A 21786-nucleotide genomic window follows, 5' to 3' on the forward strand; every position below is an offset into this window, starting at 1 on the left:
TCAGACCACCCCCCGCAGGTGGTCGACCAGGGCCGCACCCCGGGCCCGGTTGACCACGGCCACCAGGTCGATCCGCACGCCCCCGGGCGGAGCGGGCGGCCAGTGCGGGTCCGTGGGCCCGGGGTCGTACCCGGGACCGGCCAGCCGTGCGAAGTGGCCCGGCCAGCGTTCGGCCATCCAGCGCTCCGCCAGGCGTTGCAACCGGGCGGCCTTGGCCTGGCCGATGGCCTCGCTGGGTTGTTGGAAGCCCCGCTCCGAGCGGGTCTTCACCTCGCAGACCGCCACGGTGTCGCCATCGAGGGCGACGATGTCCAACTCACCCTCGACGCAGCGCCAGTTCCGGTCCAGGATGCGGAGCCCGGCCTCCGCAAGACGGCGGGCGGCGACCCGCTCGCCGTAGCGGCCGAGCCCGTTGTTGGTACTGCGGCCACCGGCACTGCGGCTCGGGACCGGCGCGGTGCCGTCCCTCTTGCCCTCCCGCACGGCTGCGGCCGCTGCGGCCTCTCCGGCCTGCTCCAGTACGGCCGCGCCCGGTACGGCCTGGTCCTGCGTGATCGTGTTCTGCACGGTGACCACCTCCGCCGTGGAGGTTGCACCGTCGCGCACGGCGGGGCCGGGAATTTTCGCTTCCCTGTGGATAACTCGGGCCTGTGGATAACTTTTGTCACCCGCAGGGGTGAGACGCCCCGATCGCGCGAAATTCAGCTGGACAACGCCGGTCCGAGCAGTCCAACGTCAGTTCCCGAAGCCGGACTCGTCCGAGGGCAGCTCCAGATCGCTCTTCGCGAGTTCCTCGATGTTCACGTCCTTGAAGGTCAGCACCCGGACCTTGCGGACGAACCGGGCCGGCCGGTACATGTCCCAGACCCACGCATCCGCCATCGACACCTCGAAGAAGACCTCGCCCTGCACCGAGTGCACCTGCAACTCGTAGTCATTGGTGAGGTAGAACCGTCGCTCGGTCTCGATCACGTACTTGAACAGGCCGACGACGTCCCGGTACTCCCGGTAGAGCTTGAGCTCCATCTCGGTCTCGTACTTCTCGAGATCTTCGGCACTCATCCAGGCGTCCCCTCAACTTGTCACGTCCACCCATTGTGGACCACCGCACCCACGCTCAGAGCCGCACCGGAGCGACCGGCGGGCCCTCGGCCAGCAGCCGCTCCAGGAAGTCCGCCAATCCGACCGGGTAGACCGTCTCGGCGGTCCCCCTCAGCTCCTCGACCGTCCACCAGCGCGCCGCGAGCAGTTGGGCGTGTTCCTCGCCCATCCCCGAGTGGTCGAGACCCGTGTCCGTGGTCCGGGCCAGATGGAACCACTGATCCTGCTCGTAACGCCGCCCCTGAAAGGAGAACGACACCGTGCCGTACGCCACCAAGGGCCCCAGGTCCGCACCCCGCAGGCCGGTCTCCTCCACGAGTTCCCGCGCGGCGGCCTCCCGCACGTCCTCCCCGGGCTCCAAGCCGCCGCCGGGCGTGAACCACCACGCCTCCCCCGGCGTCGCCGGGTCGGAGCCCAGGAAGAGAAGGATGCGGTCCTGCCCGTCCAGCAGCAGGATCCGTGCCGCCCTGCGCCGTTGTGCCGTCATGGCAGCGCTCCACACTCCTTCCGTTCGCGTCGGTGGCGCTACCGATCCTGCCACCCGGCGCCGCTGTCCGGGGCGATGTTCGGCAGAGCGGCCCGGGCCGCGACGACCGCGATCAGGAGCTGCGCCCCCGGCTGAGCCGGCGAGTCAGGCCCGCCACCCCGCCCACCGCCGAAGTCACGAGGATCAGCGCCGCGCCCGCAACGGTCGCGAAGGCCGCCGGTTGCAGCGGCCCGGGCGCACCGGCCTTCGGTCCGGGAAGCCCGTCGAAGGCCGCGGTCCGACCGAGGTCGCCCGTCCGGCCGAACGGCATCAGGGTGGCCTCGACCCTGGCCTCCACCGCGCCGGCCGGGACGGTCCCGCCGTCGACCTCCAGGTGGGTGCGGGAGTCGAGCGAGCCCAGCCGGTTGTCGCCGAGCAGGAACAGCCGCCCCGGCGGCACCGTGACGCTGAACGAGGGGCCCTGCGGGCCCTGCGCCGCGAGGTACGGCTCCTCCACCGCCTGTCCGTCGACCGTCAGCCGGTGGTCGTTGCCGGTGGCAGCGACGGTGTCCCCGCCGACCGCGACCACGCGCTTGACCATGAGCTCGCCACCCCAGTCCTGGTCCCGGAAGACCACCACGTCCCCCCGGCCGACGGCCCCGCCGCCGATCTTCCGGGCGAGCACGGTGTCCCCGATCCGAAGCGTGGGGGACATCGAGGCGGTCGGGATGCTGTACGGCCGGTAGTCGATCGCGATCAAGGCGAAACCGCCGATCATCAGCACCAGCCCGAGCGCGATCGCGACGCCCTGCAGCACCGCCGCTGGCCGACGGCCCGTACGGGCGGGCGACGCCGGGTGGTCGGCCGTCTGCTCAACGACACCGCTCATCGAATCCGTCCACCTCTGGCCGACCGGAGAACACCACTGGCACGCCGGGGGCACCGGCGGAAAAGCCGACGGGCCGTGGCACGTCCGAGCAGATTACTCGTCAGTACCACGGCCCGCGCAAGGGCTGGGGAGAACCCGGTGGAGCTCAGGAGTCCTTCCGGCCGCCCCTCCGCTCCCGCACCCGACGCACCAGCGGAAGCAGCGCGACCGCGCCCACCGCGCCGGCGACGGGAGGCGCCAGCGGCGCGGCCGCCGCCAGACCCTTCTGGTCGAAGGTGTTCGGCACCGAGAGCGTCGACCAGTGGCCGACCGGCCAGGCCACGACGAAGGCCCGCCCGATCACGTTGCCCACCGGAACGGTGCCGCCACCCGGCTGGTCCATGTGGAAGCGGGAGTCCAGCGAGTCGGCGCGGTGGTCGCCCATCACCCAGATCCGGCCGTTGGGCACCTTCACCGGGTCGAACGGGTGGTCACCGCAGGGGGTGTTGCCCTGGTAGACGTACGGCTCGTTGAGCGCGACGCCGTTGACCTTCACCGGCCCGGTGCCCTCGCACTCGACGGTGTCCCCGCCGACCGCGATGACCCGCTTGATCAGGTCCTTCTCGTTGGCCGACGGCATCAGGCCGACGAAGCTGAGCACGTCCTGGACGCCCCGGACGAAGGAGTTGCTGCTCTGCGGGGTCGGCTCGTCGTTCAGCCAGCCGCCCGGGTCGTGGAACACCACGACCTCACCGCGCTCGGGCTCCGCTCCGAACCAGGGGGTCAACTTGTCCACCAGGACACGGTCACCGACCTGCAACGTGTTCTGCATCGACTCCGACGGAATGGAGAAGGCCTGGACGAAGAAGGTCTTGATCACCAGAGCCAGGACCAGCGCGATGCCGACCAGGATCGGCAGTTCCTTCCAGAAGGAACGCTGCTTGCGCTGCTTGCCGGCGGCCTGCGACTCCGGCTGGTCCGCCGACTCGGCGTCGGGCCGGTGGGACTCCGAGGAACCCCCGGTGGGGCCCTCCGTCCCGTCGCCATGCTCGTCGGCGGTCTGGGCCGCCGTGTCCTCGACCGAGGCCGAGGGCGCACCGGACTCGGCGGACCGGGCCGCTCGACCGCCAGAGCCCTCGGGCTCGCCGGCACCTGAGCGGGCGCCGATCACCACATCCCCCACAACGTCTCCTCCCTGCTGTGCGGACGCCCGCGCGCCCGCGCTCACAGTGCCGCACAGCGGGCACCACGCTCACCACGACCATGGACGCTTCGGGACTGCCCATCACGGGCTCCCCTGACACCAGCACAGCCTCGACGCACGACCGGGACCTCCCGGCCGCACCTGCACTTCTCTATCACTCCAAGGCATCCGGCTCGCGGTCCCACGCGCGCGGCCCGGCCGCGAGACGCCCGGCCCGGCTCACTCGGGCGGCCGCCCCGGCCGGCGAACGACGGCCGGAAGGATGCCCAACACACCCATAACGAGCGGAGGTTCCATCGGAACCGGCCCAACGCCCACGGATTCCGGCGCAGTTCCGCGCGCCTGCGGAGCCCGCGCCAACGAGGAGAGTGAACTCGGCACGTCAAGTTGATGGAGGCGGTCCAGCGGCCAGGCGTTCATGAAGGCCCGGCCGACCACACCGCTCAACGGGATGGTCCCCTGACCCGGGTTTCCCATGTGGAAGCGGGAGTCGGCGGACACGTCCCGATGGTCGCCCATGACCCAGAGCCGGCCCTGCGGCACCCGCACCTTGAAGGGCTGCCGGGACGGCGGGTTGGCGGGCGCGAGGTACGACTCGTCCACCGGCGTGCCATTGACGCTCAACCGCCCCTGCGCGTCGCAGCACTCCACGGTGTCCCCGCCGACGCCGATGACCCGTTTGATCAAGTCCTGCTCGCTGTCCGACGGCAGCAGCCCGACGAAGGTGAGGACCTGCTTGGCCGCCCCCAGCACCGGACCGTCGTCGGACGGCTTGTGGTCGCTCTCCAGCCAACCGCCCGGATCCTTGAACACCACCACGTCGCCGCGCTGCGGCTCGCTGCCGAACCAGGGGGTCAGCTTGTCCACCAGCACCCGGTCCCCCACCTGGATGGTCTGCTCCATCGAGCCGGAGGGGATCACGAACACCTGGAGCAGGAAGGTCTTCATCACCAGCGCGACCAGCAACGCCACCACGATGATCAGCGGGAACTCCCGCAGCAGCGACCGCTTGCGCCGCCGGGCCGCGCGTCGGGCGCTGCGGCGGCGATCGGCCCGGCCCCGGACCGGCAGCACCACGGCTGGGCCCGCACCCCCGGGGGAGGCGTCTCCCGATCCGGCATCGTCAGATCCAGCACTCGCGAAGTCGGCATCCGCAGGTCCGGCACCTGCGGATCCGGCGCCGACCGGCCCGCCGGTGCCCGGTTCCGGAGCCGGGCAGTCCACCAGCCGGCCCCTGCCCCTGCTACCCCTGCTCCCCATGACCGCCTGTCCCCGCAGTCGCGGCGAAGGCCGCGGGCCGGTCCAGGCCGGTCAAGCGCGAGAACGGGTAGACCACCCAGTCCGCCCGGCCGATCACCCTGCTCTCGGGCACGAAGCCGCCGCCGGGCTCGCCGAGGTGGTCGCGGGAGTCACGGGAGGCGCTGCGGTGGTCCCCCATCACCCAGAGCTTGCCGGTCGGCACCACCACGTCGAAGGCCACGCTCGACGGCTGGTCCCCCGGGGCCAGGTAGGAGGACTCGTCGATCGGCACCCCGTTGACGGTGATCGGCCCGCCCGGGCCGGTGCTGGTCACCCGGTCCCCGCCGACGCCGATCACCCGTTTGACGTAGACCGTGTTCCCGGCCGGGGCCAGCCCGAGGTCCCGGCCGAGCGAGCTCAGCCCGTCCCAGAAGCCCGTCGGCCCGCCCGACCCCGGCAGGAAGGAGCCCGTCCCGTCGAAGACCACGACGTCGCCCCGCTGAGGGTGGCCCCCGAAAGCGTAGGCGAGCTGGTTCGCGACCAGCCGGTCGCCCGGACGCAGGGTCTCCTCCATCGACCCGGACGGCACCGAGAACGGGCGCGCGACGAAGGCGTTCACCAGCAGCAGGGCCAGCAGGCAGATCCCCACGAGCAGCAACAGGTCCCGCGAGCGCGAGTGGCCCGGCTCCTCGTCCCCCGGCGCGCTCTCGCCTTCCGGTGCGCACTCGCCCTCCGAGGCGCACTCACCTTCCGGTGCGCGCTCGCCCTCCGAGGCGTTCTCACCCTCTGGTGCGTCCTCACCCTCCAGCGCACCCCCGGCGTCCGCCCGCGGGTCCCCACCGGGGCCGGATCGCTCCCCATCGGCCCCCGGGACGGCCCCGGAAACGACCGCGGACCGCGACAGCGAGTCCGCACCGGTGGGTGCGGGACTGCCGTCGCGGTCCGCGGGTGGTTCGTGCGTGCTCATCGGGGGGTGAGCTTACCGTGCGGTGGCCCGGCCCCTCGGAGCGATCCGATCCCCCGGCGAGGCCGGAGGACGGTGGATCAGCGGTCGCGCTTCTCCTTGATCTTCGCGGCCTTGCCGCGGAGGTCACGCAGGTAGTACAGCTTGGCGCGGCGAACCGCACCGCGGGTCACGACCTCGATCTTCTCGACGACCGGGGTGTGCACCGGGAAGGTGCGCTCCACGCCGACGTTGAAGCTGACCTTGCGAACGGTGAAGGTCTCACCGACGCCGGCGCCGTGGCGGCGGATGACGACGCCCTGGAAGACCTGGACACGGGAGCGGTTGCCCTCGATGACCCGGACGTGGACCTTCAGGGTGTCACCGGCGCGGAAGGCCGGGATGTCGCTACGCAGCGAAGCCGCGTCGACAGCAGCGAGCTTGTTGCTCATGTTGCTCTCCATCGCAGGCGCCACGGGCCGCCCACGGAAGTTCGTCACAATGGGGTTTGCTGCGGGCCGCATCGGCTGACGACGATCCCCCCGTGGCGAGGGCGCCGGTCCACGTGGCCCCTACGAAGGGGACCCAGCAACAGACAGCAGCGGCCTATTCTTCCACACCGACGGCCGCGGACCGAAATCGGCCGAGCTCCTCGTCCCAGGCCAGGCCGAGGACGCTGAGCGCCTCCCGGTCCTTCTTGTCGAAGGCGCCGTAGCGCCAGCGCTCGACCAGGTCGGTGCGGTTCGCCAGGGTCCGGGCGAAGGCCTGTTCCCGCCGCCAGCGGGCGATCCGGCCGTGGTTTCCGCTGAGCAGCACGTCCGGCACGGTCCGGCCGCGCCACTCGGCGGGCTTGGTGTAGACCGGGCCCTCCAGCAGGTCGGCCATCGCACCGGGCGCGAAGGAGTCGTCCCGGTGGGACTCGGCGTTGCCGAGCACCCCGGGCAGCAGCCGGGCGATCGCCTCGACCATCACCAGCACGGCGACCTCGCCGCCGGCCAGCACGTAGTCGCCGATCGAGGCCTCGACCACCGGCATCCGGGTGGCCGCCTCCTCGATGACCCGCCGGTCGATGCCCTCGTACCGGGCGGGGGTGAACGCCAGCCAGGGGCGGCTCGCCAGCTCCTGGGCGAGTTCCTGCGTGAACGGCCGCCCGCTGGGGGTGGGCACGACGAGCGTCGGCAGCTGGCCCTCGGGCCCGCCGGCAACCACCGCGTCCAGCGCCTCGCCCCACGGCTCGGGCTTCATCACCATGCCGGGGCCGCCGCCGTACGGGCTGTCGTCCACGGTGCGGTGCACGTCGTGGGTCCACTCGCGCAGGTCGTGGACGTGCACGTCCAGCTGGCCGCGGGAGCGGGCCTTGCCGACCAGCGAGATGTTCAGCGGTTCCAGGTACTCGGGGAAGATCGAGACGACGTCGATCCGCATCCCGTCCTGGACCTGCGCGACGCCCTCCTCCACCGTCACTCCGACCCCTCCGCGCCCTTGGCACCGGCCGCGCCCTCGGCGCCGTCGACGCCCTCGGAGCCCTCAGCACCTTCGGTGCCCTCAGCGTCCTCGGCGTCCTCGCCCTCGGCGGAAGCGCCACGGGCGACCTCGGCCTGCTCGGGTTCGATCAGGCCGACCGGCGGGGTGATCACGGCACGCTGGTTCTCCAGGTCGATGGTCGGCACGATCTGGCGGACGAAGGGCACCAGCACCTCCGTCCCGTCGGCCTTCTCCACCGTGAGCAGGTCCTGGTACGGCAGGTGGACGACCTCGGTCAGCTCGCCGACGAGGGTTCCGTCGAGCAGCACCACGTCCAGGCCGATCAGCTGGTGGTCGTAGTACTCCTCCGGGTCCTCGGGGCTCTCCTCCGGGTCGACCTCGGAGATGAGCAGTGTGCCCCGCAGCGCCTCCGCCGCGTTGCGGTCCTTGACACCGACGAAGCGCAGCAGCAGCCGGCCGCTGTGCACCTTGCCGGACTCGATGGTCAGCGGGCCCGCCGACGCGGGGTCGGTGAACAGGACGGCACCGGGGCCGAGCCGGAGCTCCGGCTCGTCGGTGCGGACCTCGACGCTGACGTCCCCCCTGATGCCGTGGGCGCGGCCGATCTTGCCGACGACGAGCTGCACGGTGATCGTTCTCCTGGAGTTCCTGAAGCGGGACGGAATGCGGGAAGTGCGAGAAACGCGAGAAGGCCGACCGGGACGACATGCGTCCCGGTCGGCCTCACAAGCCCTGACGGCTGAACGAGCAGCTGCGTCAGCGAATGTTGTCCACGTCGACCAGGTCGACCCGGACGTTGCGACCGCCGAGGGCGCCGACCACGGTGCGCAGTGCGCGCGCCGTGCGGCCACCCCGGCCGATCACCTTGCCGAGGTCATCGGGGTGCACTCGCACCTCGATGGTGTTGCCCCGACGCAGGTTGCGCGAGCGCACCTGCACCTCGTCGGGGTGCTCGACGATGCCCTTCACCAAGTGGTCGAGGGCGTCCTCGATCACGCTCAGGCCTCGGCGGCGGCGTCGGCCTCAGCCTCGACCTTGTCCGACTTCTTGGCCTTCGGGGTGATGGCAACACCGGTGGTGGCGTCCTCGAAGCCGGCGACGGCCTTCGCGAACAGGTGCGAGAAGTCCTCGACCTTGGGCTCGGCGACCAGCAGCGGCGCCGGGGCCGGGAGGCCCTTGAACTTCTGCCAGTCGCCGGTCAGCTTGAGGATGGCGAGCACCGGCTCGGTCGGCTGGGCGCCGACGGACAGCCAGTACTGGGCGCGGTCGGTGTCGACCTCGATCTTCGAGGGGTTGTAGGTCGGCTGGTAGATGCCGATCTCCTCGATCGCGCGGCCGTCACGCTTGGTGCGCGAGTCGGCGACGACGATGCGGTAGTGCGGGGAGCGAATCTTGCCGAGACGCTTGAGCTTGATCTTGACTGCCACGGGAGTGGATTCTCCTGGTGTTGACGTGGGTGAGCGGCCGCGCCGTCGCGTGGGGTTGCGCCGTGGGCCGTTCAAGGGACACGCCAGCCGTAGGAGAGAGGGGTCCTGCTCGGCTGCCGAGTACTCAGCTGTCCATTCTGCCATACCGGCGCGAACCGCCTTCGCTCGGCCATCCGCAGGAGGCATCCCGGCTGCATCCCGGCTGCATCCCGGCTGCATCCCGGGCTCGCGTCCAGCCGCTCCCCGGCCTCGCACCCAGCCGTACCCAGCCGCACCCAGGCCGCACGTCCGACCGTCCGCGGACCGCGCACGAGACCCTCCGGAGGCCGCCCCCCGACCGCCTCCGCAGGCCCGTTCACAAGGCGCGACCGGGAGCCCTCGCTCCCGGTCCGCCCACAAACTCACCGATGTACCGCTCGCTCCGGCCGGATCCGCTGCCCGCACAGCCGTCCGCCGGCCTTCCCCGTCTTCTGGTGTTCCGGTCTGACGATCTCCCGGTCCTCCGGTGTCCCGGCGGACCGATCGGTCACGAGATCTTGAACGGCTGCTGGCACGCGCCGCAGACGATGGACGCCTGGGCGAGCACCGACGGCACGACCCGGACGTTCCGTCCGCAGCCGCACACCGCCTTGACCCGGACGCCGCCCCCGGAGGAGCCGTGCCGGGCAGCCGGGCCGCGGAAGGCCCGCGTCGTACCGTCGCCGGCCACCGCCTCCTGGTGCGCACCGAGGGCGCGGTCCAGTCGCTCGATGGTCTCCGCGTAGCGCTCCTGGGTCTCCTTGAGCATGGTCACCTGGGAGAAGCCGCTGCTCGCGTGCGGTTCGACCGGGTGCGCCAGGCCGAGCTCGGAGGCGAGCAGCAGGAAGCGCCGGTTGTGGTAGCGGCCGGCTCGCGAGGTGTCCCGGATGTCCCGGGCCGCGGCCAGACCGTGGGCAGCCTCGTGGAGGAGCCGCTCGAAACCGAGCCGGGTGCCACAGGCCGAGGAGGATTCGCCGATCAGGGCCTCGGGCGAGGCCAGGTCGGGGAGGTCCTGGTGGTGGGCCTGGATGTCACTCCAGGCGGCGGCCAGTTCGGCCGCGAGGACGAGGGGCTGTGTCGTGCTCACGCTAGACCAACGATGGAGTGCGAGCCGATGTTCCGCATGTTCTCGTTCTTCGGGAATTCCCAGGAAACTCCCAGGAATGCATGGTCGCGCGCGAATTGCGCGTTCCGGATCTGACGCAAGACCAACCCCCTGCCGGTTTCGGCTCGCCGCAGCTCGGCGGGCCTCGTGAATTCCGTCCGGGGGCGGGCTGTCGCCCCTGGACGTACGGCCCGTGGACCCGTCGAGTTGACAGGGCTACGGGCCGTACACCGTACCGCTATTGCGTTAATACCGGCAGTTGACCGGCCAGTAGGGATGTCCGCGGTCGGGACACGCCACGGACGGTTACCGGATTCTTACTCATCCGCATTCCGGGCAAATGTCGCCGACAACGGTCATTACCTGCTGGTAACAGGCATCAGTACGCGCGGGCCACGATCGCGATATTGCCGTCCTGGTCGTCCGCCAGCGGCACCGAGCCGTCGGCCGCGACAATGCAGCGCACCGAAACGCCCTGCTCGGCCAGCTTGGCCTCGCCCTCCGGGCCGAGGTCGGCCCAGGAGATCCGGCCCCAGCCGGTCGCGGCGGCCTCGGCGGCCTCCTCGATGGTCTTGACGTCGACGGTACGGGCCTCGCGGCGCTCGCGGGACTGGCGCAGCAGCAGCGCCTGGTCCTCCTCCAGGATGCCCGGGACCAGCGCGGCCAGGGAGTCGATGGAGACGGGCTCCTTGCCGCCGGGGATCCGACGGGCCAGCATCGCGGTGCCGTTCTCGAGGTCGCGCGGGCCGACCTCGATGCGCAGCGGCACGCCCTTGAGCTCCCAGTCCACCGCGCGGCGGCCGAACGGGGTGTCGGTGCGGTCGTCGACGACCACCCGGACACCGGCGGCCTCCAGCGTGGCGCCGATCTCGCGCACCTTGGCGATGACCGCGTCGTCGCCCTTGATGGCGAGCACGACGGCCTGGACGGCGGCCAGACGCGGGGGCACCCGCAGGCCGTTGTCGTCGCCGTGGGACATGATCAGGCCGCCGACCATGCGGGTCGAGACGCCCCACGAGGTCTGCCAGACGTGCTCGCGCTCGGCGCCCTGGAGCTGGTAGGTCGTGTTGAACGCCTTGGCGAAGTTCTGGCCCAGCTCGTGGCTGGTGCCCATCTGCAGCGCCTTGCCGTCGCCCATCATGCCCTCGAGGGTGAGGGTGTTGATGGCGCCGGCGAACCGCTCCTTGGCGGTCTTGCGGCCGAGCACGACGTCGATGCCGAGCACGTTCGTCATGAAGTCGCCGTAGACCTGGGTGTGGATCATCGACGCGTACGCGCGGGCGTCCTCGTAGGTGGCGTGGGCGGTGTGGCCCTCCTGCCAGAGGAACTCGGTGGTGCGCAGGAAGACGCGCGGGCGCAGCTCCCAACGGACCACGTTGGCCCACTGGTTGATCAGCAGGGGCAGGTCGCGGTGGCTCTGCACCCACTTCGAGAAGTACTCGTTGATGATCGTCTCGGAGGTGGGCCGGACGACGACCGGCTCGTCGAGCTGCTTGCCGCCGCCGTGGGTGACCACCGCGAGCTCGGGGGCGAAGCCCTCGACGTGCTCGGCCTCCCTGGTCAGGTAGGACTGCGGGATGAACATCGGGAAGTAGGCGTTCTGCGCGCCGGCCTTCTTGATCCGCGCGTCCATCTCCTGCTGCATCCGCTCCCACAGGCCGTAGCCGTACGGTCGGATGACCATGGTGCCGCGCACCGGACCGTTGTCGGCCAGCTCGGCCTTGTTGATGAGGTCCTGGTACCAGCGCGGGAAGTCTTCCGCCTGAGGGGTGAGAACGGGTGCCTTAGCCATGGCCCGAATGGTACGGGGCGCGGCCCCCTGACTTCGAATCGATAACACGCCCGCGGCCGCCGGACGGACGACCGCCGCACCCGCCGCACGGACGACCGCGCACCCGCCGGCGGCAGGGGGCGGCCCCCGCCGACCGCAGGGGGCGCACGACCGCGACACGCGCGCACCACCCTGCACCCCTCTGGACGCCGGGCCCGACCCGCTGTTCGCTGGAGTGGGGCGGGACTTTGGGGGAGCCGTAGCAGCACACCGAAGGACCGGATGGGAGGCCGCGATGGCTTCAGCTCGGACGACCGGCACGACCGTACGACCGACAGGCGCACGACCGCACCACCCACAGCCCGGGGCTGCGCGGCCCGCGCGGGCGCGCGACTGGGCGGAGATCCAGGAGCGCATGCTCGTGCCGCTCTACGAGGCGGTCCACGACCGGCTGGAGGTCGGCCCGGCGACCAGCGTGCTGGGCCTGGGCTGCCGGTCCGGACTGGCGCTGCTGCTCGCCGCCGGGCGCGGTGCCCAGGTCACCGGCCAGGAGCCGCGGGACGAGCTGCGCGAGCTGGCCCACGGCCGCCGGCTGCGGGTGTGCGCGGGGGCCCGGCCGACCGCCGCCGTCCCCCGCTCGGCCCATTCGCTGGTGACGGTGTTCGAGCAGTTGCCCGGTTGCGCCGAGCCGGGTGCGGTGGTCGTCGAGGCCGCCCGGCTGACCTTCCCGGGCGGGCACGTGGTGCTGGCCGCCTGGGGCCCTCCGGAGCGCTGCCAGAGCGCCCCGGTGCTGGACGTGGCGCGTCGGCGGGCGGGCCGGACCACCGCGCGCGACCCGTTCGAGCTGAGCACGCCCGGCACGCTGGAGGACCTGCTCGCCCCGGCCGGCCTGCGCCCGGCCGGCAGCGGGCGGGTGAGCTGCCCGTTCGCCTACGCGGACCTGGACAGCGCGGTGCGCGGCCTGCTCTCCACCGGTCTGTTCGAGGCCGCCGAGGAGTTCTCCGGCGCGTCGCTGGTCGCCAAGGAACTGGAGGAGGCGCTGCAGCCGTACCTGTGCGCGGACGGCTCGGTCCGGATGGAGAACGTCTTCCGCTACCTGATCGCCGAACGCCCCCGGTAGCGGCTGGCGGCCGGCGGCCGGCGCGGCTGACCGACCCCGCTGGCGCTGGGAACGGGGCCCACGACGACACCCGGAACGGCCCCGGGCGGCAACAGATCCGACAGCGACGAAACCGGGGGCGCCCGCCAGCACGGCGAGCGCCCCCGGCCCGTCGGTTCACGCCTGGTCGAGCGACTTCCCGTCGGAGTCGGAGTCGGAGCCGAAGTCGGAGCCGGAGTCGGAGCCCTTCCGCGGCACCCCGGCCGCCCGGTACGCCTGTTCCTCGTCCAGCGTCTCCGCCTCCAGCAGCGCCGCCGCCAGCGCGTCCAGCCGGGCCCGCTGCTCGGTCAGCAGCCGCACCGCGTCCTCATAGCACTCGGCGACGATCCGCCGGGCTTCCTCGTCCACCGCGTCGAGGGTGGTCGGCGCGGCGGAGAGCCCGTAGGCGCCCTGCGGGTCGGCGGGCACCGCGGTCAGCCGCCCGACCCTCTCGCTCATCCCCCACCGGCCGGCCATCCCGCGGGCGATGTTGGTGACCTGCTCCAGGTCGCTCTCCGCTCCGGTGGTGATCACCCCGTAGACCACCTGCTCGGCCGCCATCCCGCCGAGCGCGCCGATGATCCGGCCGCGCAGGTAGGGCTCGGTGTACGAGTAGCGGTCGTTCTCCGGAGTGGACAGGGTGACGCCGAGCGCCCGGCCGCGCGGCACGATGGTGATCTTGCGGACGGGGTCGGCGCCGGGCTGCAGCATGCCCAGCAGCGCGTGCCCGCTCTCGTGGTAGGCCGTGCGCTCGCGCTCCTCCTGCGGCATCACCAGCGGCCGGACGGCGCCGAGCTGGACCTTCTCCAGGGCGTCCGAGAGGTCCCGCTCGTTCACCGCGTCCTGCTTGCGCTTGACGGCGAGCAGGGCGGCCTCGTTGACCAGGTTGGCGAGTTCGGCGCCGGTCATCCCGGGGGTGACCTTGGCCAGCCGGGTGAGGTCGGCGTCGCCGGCCAGCGGGACGGTCCGGGTGTGGATGCGCAGGATGGCGGCGCGGCCGTCCCGGTCGGGCGGGCTGACGGTGATCCGCCGGTCGAACCGGCCGGGGCGCAGCAGCGCCGGGTCGAGCACGTCCGCGCGGTTGGTCGCGGCGATCACGATGACGCCCTCGGAGCCGGTGAAGCCGTCCATCTCGGTGAGGATCTGGTTGAGCGTCTGCTCGCGCTCGTCGTGCCCGCCCATGCCGCCGCCCGCGCCGCGCTGGCGGCCGATGGTGTCGATCTCGTCGATGAAGATGATCGCCGGGGCGACCTTGCGGGCCTCGGCGAACAGTTCGCGGACCCGGCTGGCGCCGACGCCGACGATCATCTCGATGAACTCGGAGGCGGAGGCGGAGAAGAACGGCACGTCCGCCTCGCCGGCGACGGCCCGGGCGAGCAGGGTCTTACCCGTCCCGGGCGGGCCGCTCAGCAGCACGCCGCGCGGCATCTTGGCGCCGAGCCTGCGGTACTGCTGCGGGTTCTTCAGGAAGTCGACCACCTCGGTGAGTTCGGCCTCGACCTCGTCGATGCCGGCCACGTCGGCGAAGGTGGTGCGCTTGCCCTGGTCGGCGGTGACCGGCTTGGGCGGGGCCTTGCGACCGAGCGCGCCGGCGCCCAGCCCGCCGGCCATCCGGCGGGCGAGCAGCACCCAGATCAGGATCAGCAGCACCATGGGGGCCAGCGAGATCAGCAGGTTGGCGAGGAAGCTGCGCTGCTGGACCACCGGGGAGGTGGCGGTGACCTCGACGCCCTGCTGCTGCAGCGTGGTCCACAGGTTGTCGTTGGCGAAGGACGGCCGCTGGGTGGCGAAGTCGGTGTAGTCGCCCTTGCCGCCGTCCGGTTTGGGCTGGGCGTTCTTGAGGGTGCCCTCGATCGCGTCGCCCTTGGAGTAGATCTTGGTGATGTTGCCCTTGTTCAGCTGGTTGTTGAACTCGGTGTAGGAGATCGTGGTGGCGCCGGCGTTGCCGAAGTAGGACAGCAGCAGGTCGGAGATCAGGAACACCACGAGCGCGGTGAGGGCGAGGCCCATCCAGCCGCCGGGCATCCGGCGGCGGGGCGGCGGCGGGGGCGGGGCGCCCTCGGACCGCCAGGGCTGGTCGGGGGTCTGGCGCGGCGGCACGGGTTCGGTCACCCATCGGACGATACGGACGCGGGCTCGGGCGAGCCACCCGAAACGCCGCGCCGAGCACGCCCCTGACCAGCCGCGACGGGCCCCGCCACTGCCTGAGCCCCGTCAGCGGCCGTGCCGCCCGGAGCCCCGCCCGTGGCACAGCGGCCTCGGCGCCCCGCCCGCGGCTACACCTCGGCGCCCGGCCACTCCTCGGCCGTCAGCGCGAACCGCTCGTGGTCCCGCCAGTCGCCCTGGAGGAACAGCATCCGGGGGGTGAAGCCCTCGTGCCGGAAGCCCAGCCGCTTGGCCATCGCGACCGACCGCTCGTTGTCCGGCTGCACGTTGATCTCCAGCCGGTGCAGGCCCAGCCCGCCGGCCGACTGCGGGGCGAAGCAGCGGTCCAGGACCAGCCGCAGCCCCTCCGTCATCCGCCCGGTGCCGGCGAACGGCAGGTACGCGTCGTAGCCCAGCGCGCCGTTGCAGAACCGGCCCATCACGATGTTGGCGACGTTCACCTTGCCGACCAGCCCGCCGGTGTCCCGGTCGACGATCAGGAAGGTGCGCAGGCCCGGCCCCTGGCGGTCCAGCAGTTCGGCCAGGCCGTCCGGCTCGACCGGGTTCCACCGCCCGATGTGGTCGGCGGACCGTCGGACCGCCTCGGCGTACACGTCCTTGTCCTCGGCCCGCGGGGCCCTGATCGTCACTCGCACACCACCATCATCGGGCATGCGAGCGGCCCGCCGCCCGGAAGATCCCGGACGGCGGGCCGCTCGAACCACGGACCGCTCTACAGCAGGTCCTTGAACTCCTTGGGCAGCTCGAAGTCGGCCGGGCCCTTGCCCGCGCCGAGGCCGAACGCGCCGCCGCCGGCCGGGTCCTGGTCGCCGCCCGGGCCGAGCGCGCGGCGCTGGGCGGCCGCGGCCTCCTCCTGCGCCCGCTTGAGCGGGTTGCCGCTCTTGCGCTTGCCCTTGGCCTGCGGGGCCTTCTTGCCGGACTTCTTGGCGCCGCCGCCCATGCCCGGGATCCCCGGCATGCCGGGCACGCCCTTGCCGGAGGCCATCGCGGACATCATCTTGCGGGCGTCGAAGAACCGCTCGACCAGGTTCTTCACCTCGCCGACCTGGACACCCGAGCCCTTGGCGATGCGGGCCCGGCGGGAGCCGTTGATCAGCTCCGGCTCGGCGCGCTCGGCCGGGGTCATCGACTTGATGATCGCGCCGACCCGGTTGACGTCCTTGTCGTCGATGTTGTTGATCTGGTCGCGGATCTGGCCCATCCCGGGCAGCATCCCCAGCAGCTTGGAGATCGAGCCCATCTTCTGGACCTGCTCCAGCTGCGACAGGAAGTCGTCCAGGGTGAACGCCTTCGGACCGCCGCGCAGCTTGGCGGCGATCTTCTCGGCCTCCTCCTGCGAGAAGGTCTGCTCGGCCTTCTCGATCAGCGAGAGGACGTCACCCATGCCGAGGATGCGCGAGGCCATCCGGTCGGGGTGGAAGGCGTCGAAGTCGTCGACCTTCTCGCCGTTGGAGGCGAACATGATCTGTCGGCCGGTGACGTGCGCGACCGACAGGGCGGCACCGCCGCGGGCGTCGCCGTCGAGCTTGGAGAGCACGACACCGGTGAAGTCGACGCCGTCGAGGAAGGCCTGCGCGGTGGTGACGGCGTCCTGGCCGATCATCGCGTCGACGACGAACAGGACCTCGTCCGGGTTGACCGCGGCGCGGATGTCCGCGGCCTGCTGCATCAGCTCGGCGTCGATGCCCAGGCGTCCGGCGGTGTCGACGACGACGACGTCGTACTGCTTCTGCTTGGCGTACTCGATCGAGTCCTTGGCCACCTGCACCGGGTCGCCGACGCCGTTGCCCGGCTGCGGGCCGTAGAAGGCCACGCCGGCGCGGTCGGCGACCACCTGGAGCTGGTTGACGGCGTTGGGCCGCTGGAGGTCGCAGGCGACCAGCAGCGGGGTGTGCTTCTGGCTCTTCAGCCAGTGGCCGAGCTTGCCCGCGAGGGTGGTCTTACCGGCACCCTGCAGACCGGCGAGCATGATCACCGTCGGGCCGTTCTTGGCGAACCGGACCCGGCGGGTCTCACCACCGAGGATCGCGATGAGCTCCTCGTTGACGATCTTGATGATCTGCTGCGCGGGGTTGAGCGCGCCCGAGACCTCGGCGCCGGCCGCCCGCTCCTTGACCTGCTTGATGAAGGCCCGCACGACCGGCAGCGCGACGTCCGCCTCCAGCAGCGCGATGCGGATCTCGCGGGCGGTGGCGTCGATGTCCGCCTCGCTCAGGCGGCCCTTGCCCCGGAGGTTCTTGAACGTCGCTGCGAGGCGATCGGAAAGAGTGTCGAACACGTCGTCGCGGGTCCTCTGCGGCATCGGTATCGGTACGGTCGTCGCCCCCCAGGGTATCCGGCCGCCCCGGGTACGGTCTCCACCCGGGTTGCCACGACCTCGGAACGGACCTCGGCAGGCGCCGGCGGGCCCCGGCGGACCACGCCCCGGCGAGCCCCGAAGGCCCCGTCGCGGCTCAGCCCAGCGCCGCCCGGACCGCGGCCGCCACCTCCCCCGCCCGCCCGGCGGCGAGCGGCCGCCCCTCCCCGTCGGTCAGGTAGAAGGAGTCGACGGCCTCCGCGCCCAGCGTCGAGACGTGCGCCGTCCGCACCCGCACGCCCGCCCCGTCCAGCGCCCGGCCGATCCGGTGCAGCAGCCCCGGCGCGTCGTGCGCGCGGACCTCCAGGACGGTCGCGGTCGCCGAGGCCACCGCGGGCGCCACCGCGACCACCGGCGGCGGGGTGGGGATGCCCCGGCGGCGCGGGGCGGCGGCGTCCCGCTCGGCCAGCCGGCGCGCGACGTCCAGCGAGCCGTCCAGCGCCCGGCGCAGGTCGGCCCGCAGCCGGGCGGCCTCCGGCAGCTCGCCGAACTCGGCGGCCACCCGCCAGGACAGCAGCAGCACCGGGCCGGCGCCGATCGGGTCCAGCTCGCGCAGACCGGCCGAGCGGACGGCCAGCCGGTGCAGCGCGAGCACCCCGGCGACGGTGCCGAGCAGCCCGGGCCGGTCCGGGACGGCCAGGGTCAGCTCGACGCCCATCGGCCCGGCGCCCGGCTCCGCCCCCTCGGACTGCGCCAGCAGCGACAGGGCGGGCTCGCCGGTCCGGGCGGCCTCCACCGCGAGCCGCTCCTGCGCGGCGGTCGGCGCGGCCTCCACGGGCGCGGCCCAGGCGCCGGCCAGCCGGGCGGCGACCCGGGCCGCCAGGCCGTCCACCAACGAGGCCCGCCAGCCGCTCCACGCGGCCGGGCCGGTGGCCAGCGCGTCCGCCTCGGTGAGCGCGTGCAGCAGTTCCAGCTGTTCCGTGGTGCCGACCGCCTTGGTGATCGCCTCGACGGTGGCCGGGTCGTCCGGGTCCCGTCGGGTCGCGGTGTCGACCAGGGTCAGGTGGTGGCGGACCAGCACCGCCAGGGTCTCGGTGTCCTCGGGGTCGAAGCCCATCCGGGCGGCGACGTCCCGGACGATGACCTCGCCGGCCTCGCTGTGGTCGCCGGGCCAGCCCTTGCCGATGTCGTGCAGCAGCGCGGCGACCAGCAGGAGGTCCGGCCGGGCCACCCGGCGGGTCATCGCCGCGGCCCGTACCGCCGTCTCCACCAGGTGCCGGTCCACCGTCCAGCGGTGCACGGCGTTGCGCTGCGGACGGCAGCGCACCCGCTCCCAGTCCGGCAGCAGCCGGGTGACCAGCCCCTCCGCCTCCAGCGCCTCCCACACCGGGACGGCCGCCTCGCCCGCGCCCAGCAAAGTGACCAGTTGCTCGCGCGCCTCGTCCGGCCAGGGCACCGGCAGCGGGCGGCACTCGGCGGCCAGCCGGCGCACCGTCGCGTACGAGACGGTGAGCCCGTTCTGCGCGGCGGCGGCCGCGGCGCGCAGCGGCAGCACCGGGTCGGCGGCCAGGCGGGCGCCCTGGGCGAGCACCGCCTCGCCGTCCTGCTCGACCACGCCCTCGGCGAGCGGCCGGCGGGCGACCGTGCCCCGGGCCACCGCGCCCGCGCCGCGCCCGGCGCCGGTGAACGGGAAGGCCAGCCGGGTGGTCCGGCGGCCCCGGCCGGACCGGGCGGCGAGCACCCGGTCCACCGCCCGCCAGGTGACGTCGCTCGCGTAGGCGACGGTGCGGGCGGCCTCGTAGACCTGGCGCAGCAGGGCGTCGGCGTCCAGCACGCCGAGCCGTTCGGCGACCTGGTCCTGGTCCTGGAGGCCGAGCCGGTCGGTGGCCCGGCCGGTGGCCAGGTGCAGCGCGTCGCGGACGTCGGCGAGCCGCAGCGCGGCGGCGTCCAGGCCGTCCCGGGGGGCGTCGGCGAGCCAGGTGGCGGCGACGGCGTCGAGCGCGACGGCGTCGCGCAGGCCGCCGCGGGCCTCCTTGAGGTCGGGCTCCAGCAGGAACGACAGCTCGCCGTGCCGCTCGGCCCGCTCCCGCACGAGGTCGCGCAGTTCCGGCAGGCGCGCGGGGGCGCTCGCGCGCCAGTCGGTGAGCACGGCGGAGCGCAGGGCGGCGGTGAGCGCCTGGTCCCCGGCGAGGTGGCGGGCGTCCAGCAGGCCGAGCTGGGCCTTGAGGTCGGCGGCGGCGACGGACCGGGCCTCGGCGACGGTGCGCACCGAGTGGTCGAGCGCGGCGCCCGCGTCCCAGACCGGGTACCAGATCAGCTCGGGCAGGTCGGGGTCGAGCCGGCCGTCGTGAAGCAGCAGGACGTCGAGGTCGCTGCGCGGGGACAGCTCGCCGCGCCCGTAGCCGCCGACCGCGACCAGCGCGACGCCGGGCGGGCCGCCGGCGGCCGCGAGCAGACCGGCCAGCCAGTCGTCGGTGAGGCGGGCGAGAGCCGCCCGGCGGGGCCGCCCGGCCGGGCCGGGGCCGGCGAGCAGCGCGGCCCGGGCGGCGCCGTAGTCGGGAGGGCTGGTCTCGGTGGTCATGGCGTGCTCCCGTCCGTCGTGCGGTTGAGCGGGCGGCGCCGGACGGCCCGCGGGCCGCCGCCGGGAGGTCCGCGGACGGCCTGCGGGCGACCTGGCGCCGATGCGCCGTCGGCGGACCCGCGACCCCTCGGGGGCGGCGGGCCCGCCTGCGGCGCGTCCTACGGTTCAGGGCTGCGGTTCAGGGCTGCGGTTCAGGGTCCTCAGAGGAGCGTCCTCAGAGGGCGTCCGGCCCGCGCTCTCCGGTGCGGACCCGGACGGCGGTGTCGACCGGGACGCTCCAGACCTTGCCGTCGCCGATCTTGCCGGTCCGGGCGGCCTTCACCAGGACCTCGATCAGCTCGTCGGCGTCCTCGTCCTCGACCAGCACCTCGATCCTGACCTTGGGGACCAGGTCCACGGTGTACTCGGCGCCCCGGTAGACCTCGGTGTGGCCGCGCTGGCGGCCGTAGCCGCTGGCCTCGGTGACGGTCAGGCCGTGCACCCCGAAGGCCTGCAGAGCGGCCTTCACCTCGTCCAGGCGGTACGGCTTGATCACGGCGGTGATGAGCTTCATCGGGCGTCGACCTCGGTCTTCTCGGCGGGCTCGGCGGTGGTCCTGTCGGCGGCCTTCCCAGCGGCCTTGGCGGCTGGCTCGGCAGCGGGCTCGGCGGCGGCGGGCCTCTCCGCGGCCCTCGCGGCCGCGGCGGCGCCGACCAGGCCCGGCAGGGCCCGCGCCAGGCCCGCGCCCACCGCGCTGAAATCGTAGGCGGACTCGGCGTGTTCGGCCTGGTCGATGCCGGCCACCTCGACCTCCTCGGCGACCCGGAAGCCGACCGTCCTGTCGATCGCCTTCGCCAGCAGCCAGGAGAGGACGAAGGAGTACGCCGCGACCACGGCCACGCCCATCGCCTGCTTGCCGAGCTGTGCCGGCCCGCCGCCGTAGAACAGGCCCTTGGCGGTCTGGCCGACCCCGCCGGTGGCGAACAGGCCGATCAGCAGCGAGCCGATCGCGCCGCCCACCGCGTGCACGCCGACCACGTCGAGCGAGTCGTCGAAGCCGAGGCGGTACTTGAGGCTGACCGCGGCGGCGCAGACCGCGCCGGCGATCAGGCCGATCGCCACCGCGCCCAGCGGGCTGACCGAGCCGCAGGCCGGGGTGATCGCGACCAGACCGGCCACCGCTCCGGAGGCGGCGCCCAGTGTGGTGAACGCGCCGTGCCTGAGCTTCTCGTAGACCAGCCAGCCGACCAGCGCCGCACCGGTGGCGACCTGGGTGTTGACCATCGCCATCGCGGCGACGCCGTTGGCGGCCAGCGCCGAGCCCGCGTTGAAGCCGAACCAGCCGAACCACAGCAGCCCGGAGCCGAGCATCACCAGCGGCAGGCTGTGCGGGCGCATCGGGTCCTTCCTGAAGCCGACCCGCTTGCCCAGCACCAGGCAGAGCGCGAGGCCTGCCACGCCCGCGTTGATGTGCACGGCCGTGCCGCCGGCGAAGTCGATCACACCGTTGCGGTCGCCCAGCCAGCCGCCGTGGCCGCCGTCGAAGAAGAACACCCAGTGCGCGACCGGGAAGTAGACGACGGTCACCCAGAGCGCGATGAACAGGCCCCAGGCGCCGAACTTGGCCCGGTCCGCGATCGCGCCGCTGATCAGCGCCGGGGTGATGATCGCGAACATCAGCTGGAAGGTGGCGAACGCGGTGACCGGGATGGTCCCGGTGAGGTCGTTCAGGCCGATGCCGCGCATCCCGAGGAAGTCCAGGTTGCCGATGAGGCCGGCGAAGGAGTCGGGTCCGAAGCTGAGCGAGTACCCGTAGAGGACCCAGAGCACGCTGACGATGCCGAGCGAGAGGAAGCTCATCGCCAGCATGTTCAGGGTGCTCTTGGCCCTGACCATGCCCCCGTAGAAGAAGGCCAGGCCCGGGGTCATCACCATGACCAGGGCCGCACTGATGAGCACGAAGGCGGTGTCGCCCGCGCTGAAGCCGTCCGGCATCGGC

The 21786-nt window shown here is 72.9% G+C and carries 21 protein-coding genes; 1 reads left to right on the forward strand and 20 read right to left on the reverse strand.

Annotated features, from left to right (window positions below; genetic code table 11):
* The 14 genes from ABT015_RS25530 to proS all read right to left on the reverse strand — a co-directional run bounded on the left by ABT015_RS25530 (position 1) and on the right by proS (position 11648).
* The gene (locus tag ABT015_RS25530; protein ID WP_402454079.1) at positions 1–567 is read right to left on the reverse strand and encodes a YraN family protein; all 567 of its coding nucleotides are present in this window, start codon (positions 565–567) and stop codon (positions 1–3) included.
* A 168-nt stretch (positions 568–735) separates the two neighbouring features.
* Entirely contained in the window at positions 736–1062 is a 327-nt protein-coding gene (locus ABT015_RS25535; RefSeq protein ID WP_030056781.1) for a DUF2469 domain-containing protein, read from the reverse strand.
* A gap of 55 nt (positions 1063–1117) precedes the next feature.
* The gene (locus tag ABT015_RS25540) at positions 1118–1588 is read right to left on the reverse strand and encodes an NUDIX hydrolase (protein WP_350882892.1); all 471 of its coding nucleotides are present in this window, start codon (positions 1586–1588) and stop codon (positions 1118–1120) included.
* 112 nt (positions 1589–1700) lie between these two features.
* On the reverse strand, positions 1701–2456 hold the full coding sequence (gene lepB, locus ABT015_RS25545; RefSeq protein ID WP_350882894.1) for a signal peptidase I: 756 nt from the start codon (positions 2454–2456) through the stop codon (positions 1701–1703).
* A gap of 145 nt (positions 2457–2601) precedes the next feature.
* Positions 2602–3618 carry a signal peptidase I gene (gene lepB, locus ABT015_RS25550; RefSeq protein ID WP_350882896.1) on the reverse strand — a complete coding sequence of 339 codons (1017 nt, stop codon included), beginning with the start codon at positions 3616–3618 and terminating at the stop codon, positions 2602–2604.
* A gap of 240 nt (positions 3619–3858) precedes the next feature.
* The gene (gene lepB / locus ABT015_RS25555; RefSeq protein WP_502897404.1) at positions 3859–4605 is read right to left on the reverse strand and encodes a signal peptidase I; all 747 of its coding nucleotides are present in this window, start codon (positions 4603–4605) and stop codon (positions 3859–3861) included.
* Between the two features lie 277 nt (positions 4606–4882).
* Complete coding sequence (lepB, locus tag ABT015_RS25560; protein ID WP_350882898.1) at positions 4883–5536, reverse strand: signal peptidase I; 654 nt, start codon at positions 5534–5536, stop codon at positions 4883–4885.
* A gap of 386 nt (positions 5537–5922) precedes the next feature.
* Complete coding sequence (rplS, locus tag ABT015_RS25565) at positions 5923–6273, reverse strand: 50S ribosomal protein L19 (protein ID WP_063347674.1); 351 nt, start codon at positions 6271–6273, stop codon at positions 5923–5925.
* Positions 6274–6427: 154 nt separating this feature from the next.
* A complete protein-coding gene (gene trmD / locus ABT015_RS25570; RefSeq protein WP_350882980.1) occupies positions 6428–7246 on the reverse strand; it encodes a tRNA (guanosine(37)-N1)-methyltransferase TrmD in 819 nt (272 codons plus the stop codon).
* A gap of 35 nt (positions 7247–7281) precedes the next feature.
* Positions 7282–7932 carry a ribosome maturation factor RimM gene (gene rimM, locus ABT015_RS25575; protein WP_350882900.1) on the reverse strand — a complete coding sequence of 217 codons (651 nt, stop codon included), beginning with the start codon at positions 7930–7932 and terminating at the stop codon, positions 7282–7284.
* Between the two features lie 130 nt (positions 7933–8062).
* A complete protein-coding gene (locus ABT015_RS25580) occupies positions 8063–8302 on the reverse strand; it encodes an RNA-binding protein (RefSeq protein ID WP_030056773.1) in 240 nt (79 codons plus the stop codon).
* Positions 8303–8304: 2 nt separating this feature from the next.
* Positions 8305–8733 carry a 30S ribosomal protein S16 gene (gene rpsP / locus ABT015_RS25585; protein ID WP_063347676.1) on the reverse strand — a complete coding sequence of 143 codons (429 nt, stop codon included), beginning with the start codon at positions 8731–8733 and terminating at the stop codon, positions 8305–8307.
* Between the two features lie 526 nt (positions 8734–9259).
* Positions 9260–9838, reverse strand: a complete 579-nt coding sequence (locus ABT015_RS25590; protein ID WP_063347677.1) for a hypothetical protein — start codon at positions 9836–9838, stop codon at positions 9260–9262.
* 397 nt (positions 9839–10235) lie between these two features.
* Entirely contained in the window at positions 10236–11648 is a 1413-nt protein-coding gene (gene proS, locus ABT015_RS25595) for a proline--tRNA ligase (RefSeq protein ID WP_063347678.1), read from the reverse strand.
* A gap of 274 nt (positions 11649–11922) precedes the next feature.
* Here proS and ABT015_RS25600 point away from each other — a divergent pair, with 274 nt between their 5' ends.
* Positions 11923–12747, forward strand: coding sequence for a class I SAM-dependent methyltransferase (locus ABT015_RS25600; RefSeq protein ID WP_402454066.1), 825 nt, complete (start codon positions 11923–11925; stop codon positions 12745–12747).
* Between the two features lie 156 nt (positions 12748–12903).
* Here the strand turns inward: ABT015_RS25600 and ftsH are convergent, their stop codons facing one another.
* The 6 genes from ftsH to ABT015_RS25630 all read right to left on the reverse strand — a co-directional run bounded on the left by ftsH (position 12904) and on the right by ABT015_RS25630 (position 21782).
* Positions 12904–14877 carry an ATP-dependent zinc metalloprotease FtsH gene (ftsH, locus tag ABT015_RS25605; RefSeq protein WP_350882905.1) on the reverse strand — a complete coding sequence of 658 codons (1974 nt, stop codon included), beginning with the start codon at positions 14875–14877 and terminating at the stop codon, positions 12904–12906.
* A 164-nt stretch (positions 14878–15041) separates the two neighbouring features.
* Complete coding sequence (locus tag ABT015_RS25610; protein ID WP_350882907.1) at positions 15042–15584, reverse strand: GNAT family N-acetyltransferase; 543 nt, start codon at positions 15582–15584, stop codon at positions 15042–15044.
* 59 nt (positions 15585–15643) lie between these two features.
* Positions 15644–17209 (reverse strand): signal recognition particle protein, encoded by a 1566-nt coding sequence (gene ffh, locus ABT015_RS25615; RefSeq protein ID WP_350882982.1) that lies wholly within the window; start codon positions 17207–17209, stop codon positions 15644–15646.
* A gap of 175 nt (positions 17210–17384) precedes the next feature.
* Positions 17385–19808, reverse strand: a complete 2424-nt coding sequence (locus ABT015_RS25620; protein ID WP_350882909.1) for a [protein-PII] uridylyltransferase — start codon at positions 19806–19808, stop codon at positions 17385–17387.
* Positions 19809–20022: 214 nt separating this feature from the next.
* A complete protein-coding gene (locus tag ABT015_RS25625; RefSeq protein WP_063347683.1) occupies positions 20023–20361 on the reverse strand; it encodes a P-II family nitrogen regulator in 339 nt (112 codons plus the stop codon).
* Positions 20358–21782 (reverse strand): ammonium transporter, encoded by a 1425-nt coding sequence (locus ABT015_RS25630; protein WP_350882912.1) that lies wholly within the window; start codon positions 21780–21782, stop codon positions 20358–20360. Before ABT015_RS25630 ends, ABT015_RS25625 begins: the two co-directional genes overlap by 4 nt.
* Positions 21783–21786: the final 4 nt, after the last annotated feature.

Origin of the sequence: Kitasatospora sp. NPDC094016, assembly GCF_040304045.1 — a bacterium.
In the GTDB taxonomy this organism is placed as follows: domain Bacteria; phylum Actinomycetota; class Actinomycetes; order Streptomycetales; family Streptomycetaceae; genus Kitasatospora.